The 22,454-nt window shown below is 41.3% G+C and carries 25 protein-coding genes and 1 pseudogene; 12 read left to right on the top strand and 14 right to left on the bottom strand.

Annotated elements, in window-relative coordinates:
- Nucleotides 1-144: 144 nt before the first annotated feature.
- Nucleotides 145-1,635 carry an arginine deiminase family protein gene (locus WJR50_RS13100; RefSeq protein ID WP_341293736.1) on the bottom strand — a complete coding sequence of 497 codons (1,491 nt, stop codon included), beginning with the start codon at nt 1,633-1,635 and terminating at the stop codon, nt 145-147.
- Nucleotides 1,636-1,887: 252 nt separating this feature from the next.
- On the opposite strand from WJR50_RS13100, the gene trpC reads away from it, so the two are divergent.
- From trpC to WJR50_RS13070, 6 genes are all read left to right on the top strand, one after another.
- A complete protein-coding gene (gene trpC, locus WJR50_RS13095; RefSeq protein ID WP_341293735.1) occupies nt 1,888-2,682 on the top strand; it encodes an indole-3-glycerol phosphate synthase TrpC in 795 nt (264 codons plus the stop codon).
- Nucleotides 2,683-2,760: 78 nt separating this feature from the next.
- Nucleotides 2,761-3,420 carry a phosphoribosylanthranilate isomerase gene (locus tag WJR50_RS13090; RefSeq protein ID WP_341293734.1) on the top strand — a complete coding sequence of 220 codons (660 nt, stop codon included), beginning with the start codon at nt 2,761-2,763 and terminating at the stop codon, nt 3,418-3,420.
- Between the two features lie 96 nt (nt 3,421-3,516).
- Complete coding sequence (trpB, locus tag WJR50_RS13085) at nt 3,517-4,722, top strand: tryptophan synthase subunit beta (RefSeq protein ID WP_341293733.1); 1,206 nt, start codon at nt 3,517-3,519, stop codon at nt 4,720-4,722.
- A gap of 90 nt (nt 4,723-4,812) precedes the next feature.
- Nucleotides 4,813-5,679 (top strand): ATP-grasp domain-containing protein, encoded by an 867-nt coding sequence (locus tag WJR50_RS13080; protein WP_341293732.1) that lies wholly within the window; start codon nt 4,813-4,815, stop codon nt 5,677-5,679.
- Between the two features lie 47 nt (nt 5,680-5,726).
- Nucleotides 5,727-6,518: a tryptophan synthase subunit alpha gene (gene trpA, locus WJR50_RS13075; protein ID WP_341293731.1), complete on the top strand. Its 792-nt coding sequence runs from the start codon at nt 5,727-5,729 to the stop codon at nt 6,516-6,518.
- 101 nt (nt 6,519-6,619) lie between these two features.
- Complete coding sequence (locus WJR50_RS13070) at nt 6,620-7,063, top strand: hypothetical protein (RefSeq protein WP_341293730.1); 444 nt, start codon at nt 6,620-6,622, stop codon at nt 7,061-7,063.
- An 86-nt stretch (nt 7,064-7,149) separates the two neighbouring features.
- Here WJR50_RS13070 and WJR50_RS13065 read toward each other — a convergent pair whose 3' ends face one another.
- On the bottom strand, nt 7,150-8,001 hold the full coding sequence (locus tag WJR50_RS13065; RefSeq protein ID WP_341293729.1) for a universal stress protein: 852 nt from the start codon (nt 7,999-8,001) through the stop codon (nt 7,150-7,152).
- Between the two features lie 210 nt (nt 8,002-8,211).
- On the opposite strand from WJR50_RS13065, the gene WJR50_RS13060 reads away from it, so the two are divergent.
- From WJR50_RS13060 to WJR50_RS13045, 4 genes are all read left to right on the top strand, one after another.
- Entirely contained in the window at nt 8,212-9,138 is a 927-nt protein-coding gene (locus WJR50_RS13060) for an ABC transporter ATP-binding protein (protein ID WP_341293728.1), read from the top strand.
- On the top strand, nt 9,125-9,895 hold the full coding sequence (locus WJR50_RS13055; RefSeq protein WP_341293727.1) for an ABC transporter permease: 771 nt from the start codon (nt 9,125-9,127) through the stop codon (nt 9,893-9,895). Before WJR50_RS13060 ends, WJR50_RS13055 begins: the two co-directional genes overlap by 14 nt.
- Nucleotides 9,896-10,245: 350 nt before the next feature.
- Entirely contained in the window at nt 10,246-10,869 is a 624-nt protein-coding gene (locus WJR50_RS13050) for a hypothetical protein (RefSeq protein WP_341293726.1), read from the top strand.
- A gap of 95 nt (nt 10,870-10,964) precedes the next feature.
- On the top strand, nt 10,965-11,399 hold the full coding sequence (locus tag WJR50_RS13045; protein WP_341293804.1) for a septal ring lytic transglycosylase RlpA family protein: 435 nt from the start codon (nt 10,965-10,967) through the stop codon (nt 11,397-11,399).
- Nucleotides 11,400-11,402: 3 nt separating this feature from the next.
- Here WJR50_RS13045 and WJR50_RS13040 read toward each other — a convergent pair whose 3' ends face one another.
- The 4 genes from WJR50_RS13040 to WJR50_RS13025 form a co-directional block, all read right to left on the bottom strand.
- Nucleotides 11,403-12,401, bottom strand: a complete 999-nt coding sequence (locus tag WJR50_RS13040; RefSeq protein WP_341293725.1) for a 2-hydroxyacid dehydrogenase — start codon at nt 12,399-12,401, stop codon at nt 11,403-11,405.
- 2 nt (nt 12,402-12,403) lie between these two features.
- Nucleotides 12,404-12,988, bottom strand: coding sequence for an acyl carrier protein phosphodiesterase (locus WJR50_RS13035; RefSeq protein ID WP_341293724.1), 585 nt, complete (start codon nt 12,986-12,988; stop codon nt 12,404-12,406).
- Nucleotides 12,989-13,108: 120 nt separating this feature from the next.
- Entirely contained in the window at nt 13,109-13,411 is a 303-nt protein-coding gene (locus WJR50_RS13030; RefSeq protein WP_341293723.1) for a putative quinol monooxygenase, read from the bottom strand.
- Nucleotides 13,412-13,446: 35 nt separating this feature from the next.
- On the bottom strand, nt 13,447-14,190 hold the full coding sequence (locus WJR50_RS13025) for a class I SAM-dependent methyltransferase (protein ID WP_341293722.1): 744 nt from the start codon (nt 14,188-14,190) through the stop codon (nt 13,447-13,449).
- A 158-nt stretch (nt 14,191-14,348) separates the two neighbouring features.
- Here WJR50_RS13025 and WJR50_RS13020 point away from each other — a divergent pair, with 158 nt between their 5' ends.
- Nucleotides 14,349-14,831, top strand: coding sequence for a DinB family protein (locus tag WJR50_RS13020; protein ID WP_341293721.1), 483 nt, complete (start codon nt 14,349-14,351; stop codon nt 14,829-14,831).
- Nucleotides 14,832-14,887: 56 nt separating this feature from the next.
- Here WJR50_RS13020 and WJR50_RS13010 read toward each other — a convergent pair.
- The 4 genes and pseudogenes from WJR50_RS13010 to WJR50_RS12995 all read right to left on the bottom strand — a co-directional run bounded on the left by WJR50_RS13010 (nt 14,888) and on the right by WJR50_RS12995 (nt 16,772).
- Nucleotides 14,888-15,349 (bottom strand): annotated as a pseudogene (locus WJR50_RS13010) (PIN domain-containing protein).
- Nucleotides 15,342-15,569: a UPF0175 family protein gene (locus WJR50_RS13005; protein WP_341293719.1), complete on the bottom strand. Its 228-nt coding sequence runs from the start codon at nt 15,567-15,569 to the stop codon at nt 15,342-15,344. Before WJR50_RS13005 ends, WJR50_RS13010 begins: the two are co-directional and overlap by 8 nt.
- Nucleotides 15,570-15,683: 114 nt before the next feature.
- Nucleotides 15,684-16,271, bottom strand: coding sequence for a YdeI/OmpD-associated family protein (locus WJR50_RS13000; RefSeq protein WP_341293718.1), 588 nt, complete (start codon nt 16,269-16,271; stop codon nt 15,684-15,686).
- Between the two features lie 15 nt (nt 16,272-16,286).
- Nucleotides 16,287-16,772, bottom strand: coding sequence for a tryptophan-rich sensory protein (locus WJR50_RS12995; protein WP_341293717.1), 486 nt, complete (start codon nt 16,770-16,772; stop codon nt 16,287-16,289).
- 210 nt (nt 16,773-16,982) lie between these two features.
- On the opposite strand from WJR50_RS12995, the gene WJR50_RS12990 reads away from it, so the two are divergent.
- Nucleotides 16,983-17,960: a hypothetical protein gene (locus WJR50_RS12990; RefSeq protein WP_341293716.1), complete on the top strand. Its 978-nt coding sequence runs from the start codon at nt 16,983-16,985 to the stop codon at nt 17,958-17,960.
- Nucleotides 17,961-18,460: 500 nt separating this feature from the next.
- Here the strand turns inward: WJR50_RS12990 and WJR50_RS12985 are convergent, their stop codons facing one another.
- From WJR50_RS12985 to WJR50_RS12970, 4 genes are all read right to left on the bottom strand, one after another.
- On the bottom strand, nt 18,461-19,183 hold the full coding sequence (locus WJR50_RS12985) for a DUF4386 domain-containing protein (RefSeq protein ID WP_341293715.1): 723 nt from the start codon (nt 19,181-19,183) through the stop codon (nt 18,461-18,463).
- Nucleotides 19,184-19,605: 422 nt separating this feature from the next.
- Nucleotides 19,606-20,511 (bottom strand): oxidoreductase, encoded by a 906-nt coding sequence (locus tag WJR50_RS12980; RefSeq protein ID WP_341293714.1) that lies wholly within the window; start codon nt 20,509-20,511, stop codon nt 19,606-19,608.
- A gap of 734 nt (nt 20,512-21,245) precedes the next feature.
- Entirely contained in the window at nt 21,246-22,136 is an 891-nt protein-coding gene (locus tag WJR50_RS12975) for an IS982 family transposase (protein WP_341293713.1), read from the bottom strand.
- Nucleotides 22,137-22,223: 87 nt separating this feature from the next.
- Nucleotides 22,224-22,439: a hypothetical protein gene (locus tag WJR50_RS12970; protein ID WP_341293712.1), complete on the bottom strand. Its 216-nt coding sequence runs from the start codon at nt 22,437-22,439 to the stop codon at nt 22,224-22,226.
- Nucleotides 22,440-22,454: the final 15 nt, after the last annotated feature.

The following is a 22,454-nucleotide window of genomic DNA, read 5'->3' as shown; positions in this document are numbered from 1 at the left end:
AGATTGCAGATTGAAAATTAATGCGGTGTTATGGTGTTATGGTGTTATGGTGTTATGGTAGATACTTTTCTATAGTGAGAGTGTTCCATTGAAAATATAATTTATGAACCATAACACTGCGAACTATAACACGATATAACACTCTTACACTATCACAAGTACATCATCTCTGAGCAGAGGCATACTCATGCAGTGCGTACCACCCCGTGCTCGGGAAAGCTCCGCGGAAGGCAAAAGGATCAGCGTATCTCCGGTTACAACCTCGTCTATATCTTTACCGTTTTCTACCTGCTCAATGATTTCTGAAGAGCGCATCACCGCAAAGCCCCGCTTCCTAAATTCTTCTTCGGTTTTCACATTGCGGTCATAACCAATGACAACTCCTTCTCGGATGGCGAGAAAATTACAGGCATCGGTCCATTGCTCACGCTCACTGTAGGGGAATTCGCCTCCGGCACTGGGAATGATTTCGCAGTGCTGTGCTCCGAAATCTTCTTTGCTAATTTGCTCCATCAGATCATCCAGATAATGCAGTTGGTTGATATTTACACTAAACTTCTCATTTCCCTCGTCCACACGAATAAACTGGGTGATTTTAACATTGTAAACCGGCTCACTGTGTTTCCCGCTCAAAGCTCCGCTGAAATCAAACTTACTCTGCTTGGCCAGCATTTCTTTCTTAGAAAAAGGGCTGAACAGTATCCAGGTATCTTTTTTGACCTGCGTAAACACCGTATCAATATGCATATAGGCACGACGACGAGGAATCTTGATCACCGATACTTTTTTAACCAGATTGTCTCGGAAAACTTCATTTACCAAACGGTCTGCCGCGGCTATGGAGGTGCGTTCGCTCAAACCTACCAATACGTGACCTGGACTGATCATCATCACATCGCCACCTTCTATCGTAACCATTTTGTCCTGTATTTCTTCTTCGCTAGACAGGAAAAAAGGATTAGGCTCCTGCAATTCTATCACCTGCTGGGCCAGTTCGTCAGGCTGCTGACTGGTAGTTTGTTTCAGTAATTCAAAGTGAGCGATGTACTTAAAGAGCAAAGCTTCCCGATCGCGGGCATCTTCATAAGGTTTGCTCAGCAGAATATGATCATGGATAGTAATGCCAATATCGCGGGTAAAGATCAGGTTAGGAATAGGCGCAAAGATAAAACCTTCTTTCCCATCTTCATCTTTCAAAATACCGGTGATCAAAGTATTGGCAAGCTCAGCAGGAGGCATTTCCAGCAATCTTTTCTGAGTGCGCAGACCACATTTTTCAATCGCACAAACTGAAGGGATGAGCAGATATTTTACATCCTCATTGTGCAGAATGCGGGTTAGCATTTCTTCTACCTTCAGCACATAATCCGAATCAAAGCTGTTGTTGCGCGACGCTTCCTGATAGGCCGGGTCATTGGCTTTACCTTTGATCTTGTCCTGATCCAGAAAACAGAGTAGTACTTTCAGGTATTCGCCATACTCCTGCTGCATTTTTTCCAGGTACACGATATCGTCGTAAAGCAACTGCTCTTTGATACGAGGCACTATCTTGCCAATACCGGCATCGGGGCTGTGTATCAAAAGACGCCTTAATCTTCCAATCTCAGAAGTAACTTTGATGTTATGGTTTGTCATACTCATGGGGCTTATGTTGTATTCAATTAGCAAGCCCAAAGTTAAAATAATTCCCTGCACTTTGGATGACTTCTGTTGATCTTTTCAGGAAAGCACTTTACTCAATTGTTATATGGTTAAATTATTAAAGCCATTTAGCCATTCAACAATTTAATCATTCATCCCTTTAAAAAATTCAATAAATACCAATATGTATAGCATAGAACAAGCCTGCTGCTTAACTTTGATGCTCTTACAAAAGAAGCAAACCCTATGAATATACTGGATAAGATTGTTGTCCGGAAAAAGGAAGAGATAGCCCAGCGTAAGGCTGAAAAAACTGAAGCAAGTCTGCAAAAAAGTCCGCTCTTTGAGCGACAAACTTTTTCTCTGTCACAGGAATTGCGAAAAAAGCAACCGGCTATCATCGCTGAGTTTAAGCGCAAATCGCCCTCAAAAGGTGTGATTAACGCAGAAGCCGATGTGATGCAAACTACTACTGGCTACGTACAGGCTGGCGCTGCTGCCCTCTCAGTACTCACTGATATTGATTTTTTCAACGGCAGCGACGAAAATCTCAAGATCGCTCGCCAGCATAATGATTGTCCAATCCTGCGCAAAGATTTCACCATTGATCCTTACCAGATCACCGAAGCCAAAGCCATAGGAGCAGATGCCATCCTGTTAATCGCTGCTATTCTCAGTCCTGAAGAGGTAAGACAACTGGCTTCTTTTGCCCGTGAATTAGGTCTGGAAGTGCTGCTGGAAGTGCATAATGCTGAGGAGTTACAGCAAACAGCGCTTAACGATACAATTGCTCCTTTCTTAAACATCGTAGGAGTTAACAATCGTAACCTCAAAACTTTTGAAGTAAGTATTCAGACTTCCATTGATTTAGCTGAGATGATGCCCAAAGAAACGGTCAAAATCTCAGAAAGTGGTATCAGTAATGTGGAGAACATTCGGATACTGACTGAACATGGCTATCAGGGATTTCTGATAGGTGAATATTTTATGAAGCAAAATGATCCGGCAGCGGCCTGTAAAGCTTTGATCCAACAAATCTGACGTGGGCTGAACTATCAAATGTATAAGTAAGGTTGAGAAGTGATGGCAAACCAACGAATAAAACTCAAAGTCTGCGGAATGAAATTTTCGCACAACATGCACAAAGTGGCGCAGATGAAACCTGATTATCTGGGATTTATCTTCTACGAAAAATCTCGCCGCTACATGGCGGACGACCTCAAGCCTGAAGATGTAAGACAGCTTCCCAAACAAATCAGAAAAGTAGGTGTATTCGTCAATGCTACTACGAAAGAAATGCTGAAGCAGGCTAAAAAATATCAGCTAGACTTTCTGCAATTGCATGGACAGGAAAGCCCTGAACAGTGCGAAGAAGTCAAAAAAGCAGGAATCAAAGTGATTAAGGTCTTCAGTATAGGCCAGCAGGATTTTGATTTTGCCCAGTTAGAAGCCTATAAACCTCATGTCAATTTTTTTCTTTTTGATACCGCCGGTAAACATCCGGGTGGCAATGGGGAAACATTTGACTGGGGACAATTACGGTCTTATGATCAGGAAATCCCTTTTTTCCTGAGTGGAGGCATCAGCCTGGATAATGTACCTCAGTTGAGAGAACTCTCTTTCTTTAATATTCACGCCATTGATGTCAACAGTCGCTTTGAAATAGAACCCGGCCTTAAAGATGTGAATCTGGTACAAAAACTTAAAGATAAGCTATACGGCAGAGATGAAAGGAAATCAGAGAAAGTACCGTTTCAATTCCGCCGGAAAAATCAGTAATTTTCAAGCTTAATATAGCAATTAGCTCAAATCGTTTACTGAACAATATTTAATTAAGACCCTGAAATAAATTCAGGGTAAAATTTTAAATTCATAATGGAAGTAAAAGATATTCAGCACAGCCCTTATAATGTTAACGAAAGAGGATATTACGGCCAGTTTGGCGGCGCTTTTATCCCGGAGATGCTGCATCCTAATATTGAAGAATTGCAGCAAAACTACCTGCAAATCATCAACGATGCAGACTTTCAGCAGCAGTTTCGTAAGCTGCTCAGAGATTATGTAGGTCGTCCTACGCCACTTTACTTCGCAGAGCGTTTCTCTGAAAAGTTTGGCGCCAAAATATTCTTCAAAAGAGAAGACCTCTGCCATACGGGAGCGCATAAGGTGAATAACACCATCGGGCAGATTCTTTTGGCCAAAAAGCTGAACAAAAAATTCATTATTGCGGAAACCGGTGCCGGGCAACATGGTGTAGCTACTGCTACCGTATGTGCACTGATGGGCATGCCTTGTAAAGTGTTTATGGGCTCGGTGGACATGCAAAGGCAAAAGCCCAATGTAGAGCGCATGCGCATTCTGGGTGCGGAAGTCATTCCTGCTGAATCAGGAAGTAAAACGTTGAAAGACGCTACTAACGAGGCCATGCGCCACTGGATCAACAATCCTAAAGATAGCCATTACATTATCGGTTCCGTCGTAGGTCCTCACCCCTACCCTGATATGGTGGCCCGCTTTCAGTCGGTGATCAGCGAAGAGATGAAGTGGCAGCTGAAAGAGCAAACCGGCTCGGAAAACCCCGATTATGTGGTTGCCTGTGTGGGTGGCGGAAGCAATGCCGCCGGTGCTTATTACCATTATTTTGACGATAAAGAAGTTAAACTCGTAGCCGTAGAAGCAGCCGGTGAAGGCGTGGCCTCCGGCCGTTCTGCTGCCACCACCGCATTGGGTAAGCCCGGAATACTGCATGGCAGTCGTACTTTGCTGATGCAAACGGATGACGGACAGGTGACTGAACCTCATTCCATCTCTGCCGGACTGGATTATCCGGGCATTGGCCCCATGCATGCCAACCTTTTTGATACAGGACGCGGTACTTTCTACAGTGTCACTGACGATGAATCTATGAAAGCCGGAATACTGCTGAGTCGTTTGGAAGGCATCATTCCTGCCATTGAATCTGCGCATGCCATCGGAGCGCTACACCAGATGAGCCTCAATGCTGAGGATGTAGTAGTCATCAGCCTATCCGGTCGTGGAGATAAAGACCTGGAAACTTATATCAAGTGGGGAAAATACTGAAAAGCTAAATTGTTAAATGATTAAGTGACTTGACTGGTGGATGTTTACTTCCAATCATTTAGCCATTTAACAATTTGATCATTTAAAAATATGAAGAAGTGTGCTTATCTGAGCATGGACAGCCTGGACGGTTTTTTTAGCTATGATCGTTTGACTTTTGAACCTTTGCTGGCATTGGGCTGGCTGGTAGAGGAAGTTTCGTGGAGAAAAGAATCTGCCGACTGGAATCAGTATGATGCTGTAGTCATCCGTACTACCTGGGACTATCAGGATGATCCCCCGGCATTTATGAAAGTACTGGAGGAGATTGAAGGCTCAAAGGCCCAGTTGCAAAACAGTCTTGATCTGGTACGCTGGAACCTTAGCAAAACTTATCTGAAAGCGTTGGAAGAAAAAGGAATCGCCATAGTGCCTACGCTTTGGGGTCAAAGTTTTAGCACCAAGAATTTTAGAAGATGGGCACAGAAATTGGAAACCCACGAACTGATTGTCAAGCCAGTGATCAGTGCCAATGCTGATTTTACGTACCGATTACCTTTTGATACTTCAGAGCTTGAACTGGAGAAGATTGCGCCGGACTTTCAGCAGCGTCCGTTTATGGTGCAGCCTTTTATGAAAAGCATTGTAGAGGAAGGTGAATACTCACTCTTTTTCTTTGGGGGCAACTACAGTCATACTGTACTCAAAAGGCCCAAGGCGCAGGATTTCAGGGTGCAGGAAGAACACGGAGGAAAAATTGTTGCGGTAGAAGCCAATGAAAAGCTACTGAAAACTGCCTACCAGGTGATGGAAGCCATTACCCCTCAGCCTTTATATGCGCGTGTTGACCTCATCAAAGATCAGCAGGATCAGTACGTGCTGATTGAAGTAGAATTGATAGAGCCTTCTTTATATTTTGAATATTGTAAAAAATCTCCGGCACTTTTTGCCCAGGCATTAGATGCCAGCATACATTAATCATTAATCATTAATCATTAATCATTCATCATCACCCATTATTCATCATGATTCAAACCACCAACCGTATAGATCAGGTTTTTCAGGAGAAACAGGGAAAGATACTTTCTGTCTATTATACCGCTGGCTTTCCAGCGTTGAAAGACACTGCCCGAATTGCGCAATATCTGGAAGAAGCGGGTGCCGACCTGATTGAAATAGGCATGCCTTTCTCTGACCCTCTTGCCGATGGCCCCACCATTCAAAACAGCGGTACTCAGGCGCTCAACAATGGCATGACCATTAAAAAGCTGTTTGAGCAAATCAGTGACATACGTTCAACAGTGAATATCCCGATAATCCTGATGGGTTACATGAACCCGGTAATGCAGTTTGGGGTGGAAAATTTTTGTAAGCACTGCCAGCAAGCCGGTATTGATGCTCTCATTCTGCCTGACCTGCCCATGCAGGAGTATCTGGAGGAATACAAAGAATTATTTGAGTCTTATGGGCTTTACAATATTTTTCTGATCTCTCCACAAACCTCAGAAGAGCGCATTCGCCTGATTGATGAAAACACTCACGGCTTCATCTACATGGTTTCTTCAGCCAGCATTACCGGAGCCAAAAGCGGTATTACAGATGAGCAGGTCACCTACTTCAAGCGGGTGCAGGCGATGCAACTTAAGCATCCCACATTGATCGGTTTTGGCATCTCCAATCATGAGACGTTTAGCAAAGCCTGTGAATATTCCAGCGGAGCTATTATTGGCAGCGCTTTTATCAAAGTGCTGGAAAAGAGCCAGAACCTTAAAGAGGATATCGCACAATTTGTAAAAGAAGTAAAAGGAACCGTATAAATATTAAGTGTTTTCCCTTTGAATATTCAGCGTATTTGGTTATTTCACACATGATTTAAATTAAAACATTAATCATAAGTGTAAACAACCAATTTATTTCTATGAAAGCACTCGCTCATACCTCTTTATTGGTAACAATCCTGTTTTTTTTACAACATACTGCTTTTGCTCAATTAGGGGTAAGTTACCATCAATCCGGTTTGTCATTTATAGGGGTACAGTATAACTTTTCGGAAGCACCTATTATGGCGGAGTTTCGCCTAAGCACTGATAATTTTCTGGAAAATGCTACCCCTGAACTCGTAGGCACCTACGGATTTATCAACAAAGAACAGCATCAGGTATATGCTGGTTTGGGCTTGAGAGTAAACAGACTAGAGGGAGTGGTCATACCATTGGGGCTTAAAGTGTATCCTCTAAAAGATTTTGCCGGTTTGGGATTACACATGGAGTTAGCACCGATTATTTATACAGAAGAAGACGGAGGAACAATTCTAAGAGGTTCCTGGGGATTCCATTACATTTTTGGAAGAAACAAAGAATAGCCCCCAATGCATAAATGATGGAGAGGCTATTCTGACCTTTCAACCAAGAAAGGTAAAAGGCATACTTTTATCTGCTTAAGCCTATTTTAAGCATGCGCCGCTTTCTTTTTCTTCACATCTGGTAATGCCAGTAATGGTAACTGGGTTTCCATAATCATTTTACGGGTAATGCTTCTTTTGAGTAAGCGATCCATAAAGGTACCTTTGTGAGGAATCATCACGAGCAAATTAGGTTGATAAGACTTTATTTCATCCACAATGCTGTCAGCTACCTTAGTAGCATTAGTCATTTTGTAAGTATGATGGGTACCATTCAAAACCTGTTCCAGTTCATCTTCCTGCATATCCTCCTTAAGCTCATCGGTACGTTTTACCGGCATTTTTTCTACATGAAATACCTCAACATCTGCTTTGAAGCCCTCAGCTATTTCTTTGAAAAGCTTGATACTTTTGTCTTCCTCATGAATTGCATTTTCATCTCTTGCAAAAAGTATCTTCTCAATATTGCTGAACTCTGCTCCAAAAGGCACTACCAACACAGGGAAATCAGCTTTTCTGATGACGGTAGTGGTGGTGTTACCCAATAATTTATTTTCAGGGAGGTCATTTTGCATACCCATTACTACAAGGTCCACACGATTTTCTTTGACCAGCTTTTTCAACTCTTCTTCTACAAGAGAGACATAAGTAATACCCTTGGCATCAATATTATACTTTTTTGCCAGTTCTTTAGCCAGTTCATCTAGCCTGGTCTCATTGTTGGCAATCATGTGATCAACCGCAGTAGGGGAAATAAATGCATTGGATGTATGTACGGAAAGTTGGAATGCATTGAAAAGCAATAAATTCGCATTAAAACAGGCGGCTAACTTAGCAGCATAATGTACAGCATTTGTGGCATCGCTGCTATAATCGGTAGTGACTAAAATAGTTTTCATGGCTCACTGTTTTTGGTTGATTGAGACCTCAACTTAGCCCTCATTGACAGAAATTACCATGACATTGATCACCCCAAAATATGATTAATATTAGTTTTCGTCTTTTAGCCTGTTGAGACCATATATTACTGCCAAAATTCATCTATTTTGAACATCAGCTTTAACTTTTGAAGTATTCTGTTGTTGATTCATATTTGATATACGTATTCTATGTCAGCAATTCTTAGTACAGAAAACCTAACTTTCAGCTACGGAAAGCAAACCAAAATTCATGGGCTTGCTCTAAACATTCCGGAAGGCAGTTGCTTCGGACTATTAGGGCAGAATGGCGCTGGTAAATCAACAGTAATAAAGCTACTGCTTGGTCTGCTGAAAGCCCAACAGGGTAATGTTTTACTGTTCGGAGAAACCTTAACTAAAGAAAACACAAACATCTTCAAGAAAGTCGGGGCTTTGATAGAAGATCCGCCCTTATACCCTTACTTGACCGCTGAAGTAAATCTTAGAATCAGTGCTCTTTACCACAATGTTTCGGCCAACTGTGTAATGCCAACGCTGGACAAGGTAGGACTTGCTTCAAATGCAAAGCAAAAAGTAAGTACCTTGTCCACTGGTATGAAGCAACGACTGGGTATTGCGCTGGCAATTCTACATGATCCACAACTTCTTATTCTGGATGAACCGGTCAACGGACTGGACCCTGAAGGAATCGTAATGGTGCGTAAGCTTATACAAAAGCTACATAGAGAAGAAGGGAAGACTATTATGCTTTCCAGTCACCTGCTAAATGAAGTAGAGCTAAGTTGCGATCATGTAGGTATACTTCACCAGGGTAAACTACTCTACCAAGGCTCTCTGGACGCACTGCATCAGGAAAAATACGTACGCCAGCAAATTTTAGTTGAAACAGATGAACCTGAAAAGGCTTACAATATCATACAGGCATCTTTTGAGACGGTGGTTAATAATGGAATGTTGAACGTCCACATTCAAAGCAAGGCAGATATTCCCAAGCTCATAGATACACTCAGACGCCAGGAGATCAATATTTTTCAGGTGAAAGTCAAAGAAATGAGACTGGAGGACCTTTACCTTCATTTTACCCAAGCCGAAAATACTATCCATGAAAAAGTTTAAACTTAGCCTTGAAGCAGAAATACTGAAGGCTAAAAACTCATTGGCCTTATGGTTATCCCTTCTGGGTACTACGGGCATTATCGTGGCTTTTTTCTTCATTATCCTCTTTGGCACTGAAAACTTTGTCCCATCAGGGGAAGCGCACCCCTGGCGACACTTCTTTTTGGCATATTATGAGGGCACTGCTTTTATGCTGCTTCCTCTCTTCGCTATAATCATCGCTACCCTTGTCTGCTATGTAGAGTATAGTAATAATATGTGGAAGCATTTACTGATCTCTACTGCCAACCGCTCAGAATTATACCTTTCAAAGCTGCTTCTGACCTACCTGATGATCATCACCGCACATTTTCTTTTCATTATTTTGATGCTTATCTCAGGCGTAATTCTAGGACTGATCAGGCCAGACTTAAAACTTTTCAACACTGCTCCGGATATGATTTTTTTGTTCAAGCTGGCGTTCAAAACGATAATTTCTATTGGTGCTATGCTTAGCATCCAATTCTGGGTAAGCATACGATTCCGAAGTTTTATCGTAGCCTTGGGAGTAGGAGTGATAGGCTTTGTGCTCTCCAGTTTACTGATTGACGGTTGGGACTATGTGATCTTTATTCCTTATACCTATCCCCTGTTATACCTGAGAGAAGTTTACTTAGAGCACTGGTTAAGTAGTGTAGAAATTTACAGCATCATTTATTTCTTACTATGTACTGTATTAGGACTTTTTGATTTTCAGAAAATGACCATGCGGGTTTGAGTATTTATACCTGAAATTACCGAAATGAGATTTTTTTTACTATAATGATAAAACTAAAAGGGTAAAATGCTGCATCTTAAAGAAAATTTTTACAAAATTTGCATTATCGTTGGCAGTATAATATTCTTGGTTTACAACTTGCACGTCAAGGACAAGCAATTTTTCATCAAAAAAGGAATTTTTCTAAGCTTTAGCTTTACATGATTTGACCTTTTTGATGCAATTATTTTAAGATATTGTCAGTTGTAACTAATATAGCCTTATTTTTGATGTTTAAGACAGAATAAATCTTCAGACACAAGGCAGAGAAATAATTAAGAATGCATATAGTAAAAAATTGTAGAGGTGTTATGAGAACTATCAACCGCATGTTATTCTTGGGATTGGCATTTAGCCTAATTTTGAATACGGGCTTTGCGCAGGAGGCATCTAGTACTTTGGATGAGCAGTTCAATGAATTGATTGAGTCATCTAATTCGGTCAAATCCAGTTCAGGCAGAGAGTACAAAGTTGTCAACCTTCAGGATCTCAATGCTATCTGGAGAAATGTGCAGAACAACATGGCTGCTTCTAAGGAAGAACTTTCTGCCACTCAGAATAAAGTGGAGAGTCTGAATCAGGAAGTTGCTAAACTCACCCAAAAAATTGATGAACAGCAGTCTATCGTGGAAGCGAGCGAACACGCGGCTACCCATATCTCAGTTTTAGGACTGGATATTCCTAAGGATAAATTTGTAGCAGCTTTCTGGATCACTACCGCTATCCTTCTGGTCCTGCTTGCCGGAGCTATTTTTCAGTTTAAGCGTAGCCGCAAAGTAACGCAGCGTACCCAGCTTAACTTTGTACAGTTGCAGGAAGAAATGGAAGAACTGCGTCGCACTTCTCTTGAAAAAGAGCGTCGCCTGAGAAGAGAACTGCAGACCGAAAGAAATGCAGTTGAGGAGATGGGCCGCAATACCGGCATTAAGCGTTAAATATTCAGCGCATATAGAATACGACTAAATCCTACAAACCGCCATAGTGCGGTTTTTTTTGTCTTTTTTGCGGATAGGCTTGTCTATATTTGAGAATGTACAAGCCTATTCGCATCTTTCAGCTCATATTACTCTTTGTCATTCTTGCCTGTCACGAGAAGTCAGAGTACAGTTATAATTTTGAACAGGAGGGCATAGCATCCTATTATGCATCATCATTGCGGGGTAACCCTACAGCTAGTGGAGAAGCATACCACCCGGATAGCCTCACAGCAGCTCATCGCTATTTACCTTTAGGAACTGAAATACTGGTGATCAATCCCAAAAACGGACGAGAGGTGATCCTTAAGGTAAATGACCGCGGTCCATTTCATGGAAAACGTATACTGGATGTATCCTTTCGGGCAGCAGATTCATTAGGTATTATTGACAGAGGAGTCGCTAAAGTAGTGATCAAGGCAGCACTCAACCCTGCATTGGCTGAAGAGCTTAGCCGTCAACTCAAATCAACCCAATCTTCTGCCCTTTAAAGGTTATTTGAGTTTAACTTCATTTTTAAGCGCCTTCCCTTCCTCAAAATCCTGGATATTCTGCAATGTAGTTTCTGCGATATTTGTCATGGCATTTTCAGTAAAAAATGCCTGATGTGAAGTAATCAGCACATTGGGAAAGGTCATTAATCGGGCAATGTCATCATCCTGAATGATATGGCCTGACAAATCCTGGAAAAACAGATTCTCTTCCTGCTCATATACATCCAGCCCAAGAGAGCCAATCTTGCCGTATTTCAAAGCTTTGATGATGGCCTTGGTATCAACCAAACCTCCCCGGCTGGTATTGATCAGCATTACCTCATCTTTCATGGTATTGATGGCCTCTTCATCTATCATATAGTAGGAGTCTTCCGTTAGCGGACAGTGAAGGGAAAGAACATCCGAGGCTTCAAACATTTCCGATAGAGATACATATTTCACTTTTCCTTCTTTCTCAAAATCTTCATCAGGATAAGGGTCATAGGCTAGTACCTTACAACCCAGACCGTGCATATTGGAGGCAAAAATCTGCCCTATTTTTCCGGTTCCGACTACGCCTACTGTTTTTCCGTAGAGGTCAAAGCCCATAAGGCGTTCAAGAGAAAAGTTACCATTGCGTACCCGTTCGTAGGCAAGATGAGTTTTGCGGTTAAGCGTCAGAATCATTGCCAGGGCATGCTCAGCTACCGCATAAGGCGAATAAGCAGGCACCCGTACTACTTTTATTCCCAGTTCCTGCGCCTTTTTTAAGTCCACATTATTGAAGCCCGCACAACGCAATGCGATAAGGCGAATACCCTGCTCATGAAGTTTTTCCAGCGTTTCTTCTTTCACTTTATCATTGACAAAAACACAGACAGCTTCATAGTCATTGGCCAGAATAGCGGTAGAAGATTCTAAGCTGGTATCGTAATAAGTAAGTTCATGTTGAAATTGCTGATTAGCCTGGTCCATAAACTCCTTATCGTAAGATTTGGTACTAAAAAAGGCTACTTTCATGTTTAGATAGAGTTTAAAATTTCATCTACATGCTTACATAGATCTGGAAAAAAGTAAGAGAAGTCATTTTTAAATAATGCAAAATTTTCCTCTAAGTCAAGCGCTGCATTTTCCAGATTAGACTGAAACTGTGTTCTTTGGCTAATGCCCGTTAAGGCTCTGCTAATACCCTCCATGTCCTGATAGCTTAAAAGCCAATCATGCTTCACCATATAGGTCAGTACTCGCTCAGCAGAAGGAGTAAGTATCTGGCGGTGTTTTTCCAGCACCTGATAGATAAACGTACTGAAGTCTGACAAAGGTATATCCGCATACTGCGCCCATTGAGTGGCCAGAAGATGATCGTAAAACATGTCAATCGCTACTCCTGCATAGTGTCCATATTTGTCACCCAGGCGGTGCTTGCTCTGTAAATGGCAGGGATGCTGATCAGTGAAAGAATCTATCTCGCGATGTAGTTGAATACCTCTGGCAATCTCAGGAGAGAAGTTTTCATACTTGTTACCTTTCACAAAATCGCCCAGGAAATTTCCCACAATCAGTGATTCGTCTTGATTAGAAAGGTAGAAATGGGCCAGGAAGTTCATGCTAAATTATAACCCCATAAAGCACGGAAGAGTTACAGAAAACACTGACAAATAAATTTCTCTTCCAGTAAATCACTGCAAATAAGCAAGTGCCATACAGCCTTGGCAAGACTTAAATCTTCATATTCCTCCCAGTACTTCTAATACCAAACCTTTCTCCGGCTGACCATCTAGCAAAGGCATGGCTTGGGAAATAAGCGCTCTCACTCCTTCCATTTTCAGAGATTGATCATGGTCTTCCTTGCTATCCCATACTTCTGTTACCCAAACGCTCTCATTTTCCTGAGAGTCTCTGCTTACCATATAAAGGTGACAGCCTTGAGCAGTAGATACGAGAGATGAAGCTCGTACCAGAATTTCTACCAGGGCATCGCCTTCTCCTTTTACAGCTTTTAGCTTGCCGTGTAATCCATATTTTGTCATAGTTGATTGTTAATCTATTTGTTTTAATGATTGAATTAAGCACTTTTCCACCCACCAAAGATAGCATGTCCGGCCATCATCCAGAAGACATCTACATTTTTAAATCCAGCTTTTTCCAGCCATTTGAGTTGATCAAAAATGGTTGAAGGCTGGTCAATAGTATCGGCCTCCGGATGCGCAAAATAATTCCATTTTTCGTCTATGAACTCATGGTAGGCTTTTTTATTTCTCGCTTCCTCAGTCGTACTTTTGACCCACTGTTCCCATAAGCTTGCTGCTATTTCATAGCCGATCTGGCTAGTGGGTTGTATGATATCGGCTATCAGTAATGCACCTCTCTGATTTAATTTCCGATACAAATCCTGAAACAACTGTTGTTTTTGCTGTGCATTCAGATGATGTATTGCCAGAGAAGAGACAAAAGCATCAACCGACGGTAATTTTTTTCGCCAGCTGGTATCTGCCAGGTTGAACTGATGGGTGGTAAAGCGCTGAGCAAAAGCCTGAAGATTTTCTTCTGCTTCCCCTAACATTTCATCAGATAAATCATAGCCCTGTGCTTTTACTTCAGGAAACTTTTCCAGAACATTTTTACACAAAAAACCTGCTCCGCAGCACAAATCTACTACCTGATGCAAAGCTGGCACTGCTTGCAGAAGCTGACAGATAATATCGGCCTGCTGCTGCCGGTAAGGCACAAAAAAGTCACCATAGTTTATAAACTTCTGAGAGTCCTGCTCTGACCATTTGTTTTGTTTGCTTTCTGTTGATTCCATCATTCAAATTATGCTTAATAAGGAAAATTGTGGTGAGTTCAGCGATTAGGCACTTTCAATGTACACATTTGAAAATACTTATGGCCCACAAAAGAAAAATCTTTCAAACTCTATAAAATTATGACTGTTTACAATATAAATACAGAGTAATAGTATCAACTATGAATACTGAAAAAGATCAACAGTTACGGGAGCAACTGATCCAGCATCTGCAAGGCGGACAGGCCTTTATGCCTATAAAAAATATAGTAAAAGAAATTAGTTTTGATCAGTTGGGCATTGTGCCCGAAGGCTTACCTTATTCTTTTTACCAGTTATTTTATCATATCAGGCTAGCCCAGTATGACATTCTGGAGTTTTCCCGTAATCCGGACTATAATTCGCCCGACTGGCCGGAGGGTTATTGGCCTGAAGAGAAAGCTCCCGCTGATGAGCAGACATGGCATCAGTTGGTAGACGCTTATTTTAAGGAAAGGCAGCAGCTTTATGATATCATTGCGAATCCTGATCATGATTTGTTTGCCCCTATTCCTCACGGTTCCGGACAAACTTTGCTAAGGGAAGCCATCCTGGTAGTAGAACACTCTGCTTACCATACCGGTCAACTCCTGCTTATCTTAAGGCTTTTGGGTTTGCATCAATAAGCGCTTATATGAAAAATACGATTTTGTAAACTTACATATTGGATATAACCATTCAACTATTTTTCTCCTACTCTTTTCAGCACCTCCTCAATAAGCTGATCAGAAATTCTAAATCCTACACCTTGCAAGTTTAGTAGTAAAGGTTTTATCTGTAGTATATGCCCCTTATTTTTTGCCTGAATTAATACACCTAGCGTTCCTTATTTTTTAATCCCTAGTCTTGTCGCTACCCTTCTACCTTTACCCTCATCAATAATAAGCAGGCTATTTTTATTTTCAAGGGCCAATGCTATAGCACTAGCTTCACCCTTATCTAACTCTAACTCAAGTATTGATAGTCTAACTGGATCTGTTGCATCTTCAACAGCAATCCATTCCGGCAATGGCTCTCCAAATTCGCTCTTTACTTCAGGAGTTATGATAACTTTATGATAAACTTTTTGAAGCAGCTCTATCTGTTCAATATTTTTTAAACCAATTAAACAACTTGCATCAGCGATAATTATTTGTTCAGACATTTTTCAGATCTTCATCTAGCTCCTCATAGGAATAAGCAAATACTGATACGCCATATTTGCCCAGCAATTCAATAAATGTTCTTTTTGACAAGCCCACAATCTCAGCTGCTTGACCTGAAGATAATTTTCCTTCTTCAAATAATTTTGAGGCTACTATCATTTTCACTTCAAAATCGTCAATCTGAAGGTGATCGGGTATATTTACACTGACTACACTCATAATTTCAATTCATTTCTTCGTACAATATACTGACAATTTTTTATCCGTGTTCAACCTCACCATTAACAAATAGGAGCGAAGTACTTGGTTTTCCTGATGGCTTCAACAAATATCTTACTGCCGATAGTGATTGGCTCTAATATTCTGCCCGGCAAGTCTTACTGTTTCTTCAATGCGTTTGTGTCGGGTTTCTGGTCTTTTGGCATTCTGTATCCACTCCAGTATAGCTCGCTTTGAGGAGGGAGGAAAATTTTCCCAGAAAGCAAAAGCAGCCTGATTCTGCTCAAATGCCTGCTTAAGATCATCAGGAACACTGAGCTTTTCTACCTCATCCAGGGCAGTCCACGAACCGTTTTGCTTAGCGATTTCTATCATTTCCAGTCCTGCCGCTGCCATTAGTCCTTCTGCCTGCAATCCTTCTACCTTGTCTTTGTTGACTTTGCTCCAATTGCTCCCGGGTTTCCTCTTGGCAAAGTACTGATAATAACTTTGTGCATCTCTTTTGTTGGCCTTGCTGTCTATCCAGCCAAAGCAAAGGGCCTCGTCTACCGCTTCAGGATAGTATACACTTGGCACACCACTTTCCTTCTTATAGATAATAAGCCAGACTGATTTCTCTGTCTGATGATGAGTTTCCAACCACTTTCGCCAGTCTTGTTTAGCAGGAGCATGAAAAGTTTTTACTCCGTCTTTGACTTCCATGTGCATGATTCAGTCTTAAATTAACTTTTCAAACCGCATCTCTCCCAAAACGATAGCTGTGGCAAAGAGCGTCCACACAGCCACAGGAAGTACCAGAAAAGCTGTAGTCTGAGATAGAGGAAATAGCTTAAAGGCAACAAAGAGAGCACACACTATCACCAGCAGATTTCCAAACAGTCCGTACCAAAGCGCAGACACACCCGTAAGCTGGGCCAGGCCGAGGGTGTAATAAGCGTAAGTGGCGCATAGTACCGCCAATGCAATAATGAGCAGGTCATATCCCTCTGCGCCATTTTGTAAGAGAATATACCGGCCAATGCCCAGTAAGGTAAAAAGCACAAACCATACGATGGGAATAACAAAGCCCGGAGGCTGATACCACAGTCTGCGTGTAGTATCGGAATCACTTCCAAACTCAAGTCCTAAAAAGGGTGCAGGTACGTTAACCAGCACAAGTATGCCATACATCAGTAGAATATTTAGGATAAGTGACCAGTTCATAGGTATAGTGGTTTTAATGAAAACAAAGCATTCGCAGAAGGATCATGTTCGCTTTTGGCAATAGGTTCTGACAGTACATAATTTAGTATATTTCCTCCTTATTTTTTGCAAGCGTGCTCAGAAACTTAAGCTGATGGTATATATGCTATACTCAGATTTGCAGATGTCTGTAAAACACAGCTAATTTAGAGAGACAACCACCTTATACTCATGAAAGAGCTTTTGTACCTTCCCTGTTTTTTCCTTTTGACCTGCCATACTTTTGCTCAGAACAATCATCCTGAAGCAAGTATCCATCATGAGCACCTTAAACTTGATGTATATCTGCCCGAGGCTGAAAATGGCTATTACCGTGGCACCCGCTTTGACTGGTCCGGTGTAATCAATAGCCTAAATTATAAAGGGCATGAATTTTTTGGACCCTGGCGGGAGCATGATCCGCTGGCCCATGATGCCATTACCGGACCGGTAGAAGCTTTTACGCCCATTGGTTTTGAAGACGCTGAAGCCGGTGATCCTTTCTTGGTCATAGGCGTGGGTATGCTTCGCAAACCTGATACCTCAGCTTATCAGTTTCACAAAACCTATGCGTTTATCAATGGAGGTAAGTGGAAAGTAAATAAACAGGCTGATCATATTGAATTTGTGCATGAACTACGCAGTGAGGAAGGTTATGCTTACGAGTATACCAAAACCCTGAGGTTGGTACCCGGGAAAGCAGAACTATTACTGGAACACCGCCTGAAAAATACCGGAAGGCTGCCCCTTGAGACTTCAGTATACAACCATAATTTCTTTACCATTGACGATGAACCGACCGGGCCTAATATTGTAACCAAATTTCCCTATCCCATTAGCGCTGAAGGTCGGGGCTTTGGAGAACTCATTAGGGTAGAGGGCAATAAATTGATTTATACTCAAAAGCTGCAAAAAGGTGAAAATGTGTATACGCCAGGCATTGAAGGGTTTGGTGAGAGTGCAGCAGATTATCACATTAACATTGAAAACCAGAAGACAGGCGCAGGTGTACAAATCACCTCTGATCAACCACTGTTGAAATTGGTCTACTGGGCTTCCGTCAACACAGCCTGCCCTGAGCCTTATATGACAGTAGAAGCCCAGCCGGGGGAAAGCTTTGAGTGGACAACTACTTATTCCTTCTACACTTTTGAGCCGGGTAAGCAGTAAAAGAGCTACTTTACTATATATCCCGGCATGCTTTTTCCTGTGTACAGCTATTATCTTACCCTATCATTTTCTTTACCTCTTGCTCATCTAGGGGATAAAAACCTCCTTCAATTCTTCTTACGATCAGAAACTGCATAAACCAATATTTTGGATTCAATGGTTTTTAAGAAGCTCAAGAGATAAACTATGCTTTACCCGAAAAGGGATACTATTGTATCGTTCTATGGTCAGTTTTGCTTTTATAAAACCTTCAATTAACGCGATCATAAAAATTAACAGCGCAGTACCATATCCAAAGAGCTCACTTGCAATAAAAACCATCAATGAATCCTCCTCTTTTCATGTTTTTAACTTTACCCCTACAGCAATAGTAGTTGCAATGCCGGTTAATACAACTGAACATATTTTAAAGCATGAAATAGTGGTTTTCTTATTGAGCTTAAAATACTGCCAAGAGCTTAACTGATACATATCAGAAAAAGGAGTTGTTTTAAGGATGACTAACTTACAGTATCCGTTTTGACTTGTGGAAGCTGTTTAACCTTTCTTCCTCTGACCAGCAACCACACCATAAACACCAACTCCCCGAAGAAGGTAATCATCAGATAGGAAGTGTTGAGTTCGGGTAGAAAAAACACTCTGAGATTGTCCAGGAAGTAACCTAAACCGGCAAGGAGCAGCAGGATGCCATAAATTTTGGGCACATAGTCGGCCTTCAGCACCAGATACCCCAGGAGTAGAAGGTAAATACCAAATACCATCAGAGCGAAGCTCCACTCCATCCGGAAAGCATTGACATAAAATGTAATACTCTGATCTAGCTGAGTCGGCATGACCATACCGCTCTGCTCATTCAGCCTTAGATAATTCAGGACCTGGACTAAATTGACCAGCGCCAGCAAGTACATAGCCGTGTAGATTAACCTGAACCAGGCCGTCAGCAGCGACAGACTTTTGTGCGCCGGTTTGAGAAAAATATACAAAGCCCAGGCTACTACTACATCACAAAGCAGGGTAAGAAGGTGGAGAAATATGCCGGTTTTAAACAAACCTTCCTGATCTATGATATTGCTACTCATCTCTGCCGGATTTTCGCTGAAGAGCTTTTGAAAGATGTAGAACTCAGCAACCGGAGCCGCAAACACCATCATGAGCAATCCCATTCCGGCAATCCATGCTGCTGAACCCAATGAGATTTCCTTGTTAAGTATTGTATTCATCATCTGTAGCTGTGAGTTATCATACCGCTTGATTTGCCTGAAGAAACAAGTGTGAAGGGAGGACCTCCACTTTATTAAATATGCAGAAAAAAGCTGAGAAGAATGCAATACCTACTTGGTATTATCAAAAAAGTAAGCAAAAATGCAAAAATAATAGTAGGAAAATAAATATTTTCAGACTAAGCCAGGGGAACTTGACACATTGCGTGTACGTACACCATAATGCGTTTTAGTCGTTGATCGGTAAGCTGAATTGACTATTAACAGACATTAAGTTTATGATTAACGTACTATTCATTAAGTCTCCTTCAGTTTGTTGGAGACTTTCTTAATGTTTTACCTTTTAGTAATCAAATTGCACATCAGCCATTGTATTGACATTGATGGAGCCTCAACGTAGGTCATGATGTTAATAAAAGCATAATCTATAAATACTTTAACCCTACTAGCTTTTCTGATACTTCCCAAAGACGCTTAGCTATGGCTTCATCTTTTGATAGGTCTGTACAAGTCGCTTTACCCGCTTTTCCTTTCATCTCATTAAATCCAGTTGGCCCAAAATAGTCACCTCCCTTGGCATCACCAATGGCTGCTAAAAGCGTTGGCTTCGCGCCTTCACTGGGCGCATGCGTAAGGAATGGTGCAACTGTATATTTTAATAAGGTATACACTACCTTCGGCATGTGTCTACTCAATTCTGTCATGGCCACACCAGGGTGTGCCGCAGTTGAGATCGTTTGATGATGTCCTTCTTTTTCCAACCTTCTTTGCAATTCAAAAGTAAACATCAAACAGGCTAACTTTGACTGGCCATAAGCGTCTGAGGCGGAGTACTTCTTCTCACTCTGGAGGTCATCAAAGTTGATCTTACCATTTTTGTGGGCTATTGAACTCAATGTAACCACCCTGGAATTGGGCGTTTTCAGGATTGTATCCAGCAATAATCCTGTGAGTAGAAAGTGTCCCAGATAATTAGCACCCAACTGTAATTCAAATCCATCTTCCGTTTGGGTGTAAGGCGGCATCATTACTCCGGCATTATTGATCAAAACATCTAACCGATCAAATTTTGACTGGTATACTTTAGCAAAATTGCGCACAGATTGTAAACTACTTAGGTCAATTTCCATGACTTCCAAATCCGCCTTGGGCACCTCTGTTTCTATTTTGGTTTTAGCGGCATTCGCTTTTGACAGGTTACGGCAAGCCATGATGACTTTGCCCCCTTTTTTTGCCAATGCTAAGGCTGTTTCGTAACCTAAGCCGGTATTCGCTCCAGTTACGATGAAGATTCGTCCATCCTGTAGGGGAAGATCATTGCTGTTTTCCATATTTTTTATTGCTTTAATAACATCAGGAACAATGCATATGCGGGCGGATTGTTTAATTTTTCTTTTCCTTGATCAGTGTCGCTACTTAGGGTAATAAGCTTACTAGCTCATTTTCGCCCGGCGCATACAAATCATTTGTCTCATTACTGACCGGAGCACATCCTGATAAACAGAGCAGTGAGATTACAACCGATATAGGCTTAATTTCCAGATGCTGTTTGTTGTTTCGGAAGATAAGCGATCTACTATAAAATGATGATTAATTTTTTAACAACCCCAACGGTTTAGCTATGCGCAGGGCTGGATTGAAATACTGAAGTGTTCAATCTGAAACGAATGGTTTTTATCATTTCATTTTTAGTTTATCCAAAAACCAAAACTAAACTTTGGTCCCCAGTGGGTAACCCATTTGTTGGGCTCTGCATCGTATGAGAAGTAAGACCCTCCTAATTGCAATCCCATTGAAATCGTAAAACGCTTTTTAGTCTCAAACATATACCCAGGCTCTGCACCTATTGTAATGGTGTAATGACTATTCATTAAATTTCTTCCAAAACCAATGACGGGTCCAAGGTAGAATCCGTAAGGCCTGTCAGCTTTAGTATCCTTAGCTTTAAAAAAAAATGGAATAACCACATTGGCTCCCACGTCAGATATTCCATTGCTTGTGCCTCCAAAATGATAATTTACCGTTGGTGAAATTTTAATATTAACGTGAGTTCGATAATTCTACTTTATGAGGGTTTTATAAACACTGAAGGTTTCTGCTCATAAAAGCAGTAGGCTATTAACCCGCTGAAGGCATGAGCGATAGCATTAATTGGACTTCTGTGCCTGGTATGGTCGATATCAAAAACAGTCATCAACAGATCATTCACTGATTCTATGAGTGCCCTTTGCTTTAACTTGATTTTATCAGAGTAAAGCATGAGCTTATTTTTCATGTTCTTCCGGATCTTGGTGATCAGATGAAGTCCTTGCTCATATAACTCTTCAAAGAGCTTAGTCAGATAACCTTTGTCGGCATAATACCTCCCCCGGCATCCTGACAGCAGTATTCGCAAGGCCTGATCATTATTATCAGCGATGTTGCCAGGAGTAATGATAAAATTGATTATTTCTCCGTATTCATTGATGAGCAAGTGTAGTTTTAGCCCATAAAACCAACCAGTAGATGATTTGCCCCGCTGAGCTATACCCTTAAAGACTTTATTGGAATGAATGCGCAGATTATTACATACTGGTAGTTTTTTGCTATCAGCGAAATAAGTACCTGTCCTACGACTGCTAAGCGTGCAAAACTTCAAGAATATATACAGTAGAGCTAACTGATCGGGAATAAGCTCAACAAAGCGGTTGTAGCTTACTGCATTGGGGAAATAACTTTTTAGTGCACCTCCCAAAACCATGTCCTTGTAAAAATAGGCGAAACATTTATAGCCAGAATAGTGGTAGTAGATTAAAATCGTAAGCACTTCACTTGCCGATAGTTTAGAAGGACGTCCCGAACCGTTTGGTAGAATACCTATTTGCTTACTTTCTTGCCATGTGCGAAAAGCTTTGCAAAAATCATCCAACAACATAAACATATGGATCAGTTTTTCTTCGTATTTTGGCTTGTACATAAGACTATTATTTGAGCGTTGATGAACGGGAATTCTCAATTTACTCAAATTTTAGTCTTATTACTCTCTCAAAAGCCTCATTAACAGTTACTTAAATTCCGAACTCACGTTAATATTAGTTCTTAAACCTACAGAAGCTTCAAAGACTATTGGAACTATGTCTAAGTCAAATTCGCCTTCGTCATAGAACGGTTCCACTGTAATATTCGGTTGAATGCCAATGAAAATGGGAGTGTCAGATTGACCATAGCCTTGTTCCCGGATAATCAAAACTAAAATGATCATTAAAGATAATTTCTTCATCTCATTCACTCTTAA

The sequence above is a fragment of the Catalinimonas locisalis genome (assembly GCF_038039535.1).
Lineage (GTDB): Bacteria > Bacteroidota > Bacteroidia > Cytophagales > Cyclobacteriaceae > Catalinimonas.
This window is presented reverse-complemented; position numbering and strand designations above follow the sequence as displayed.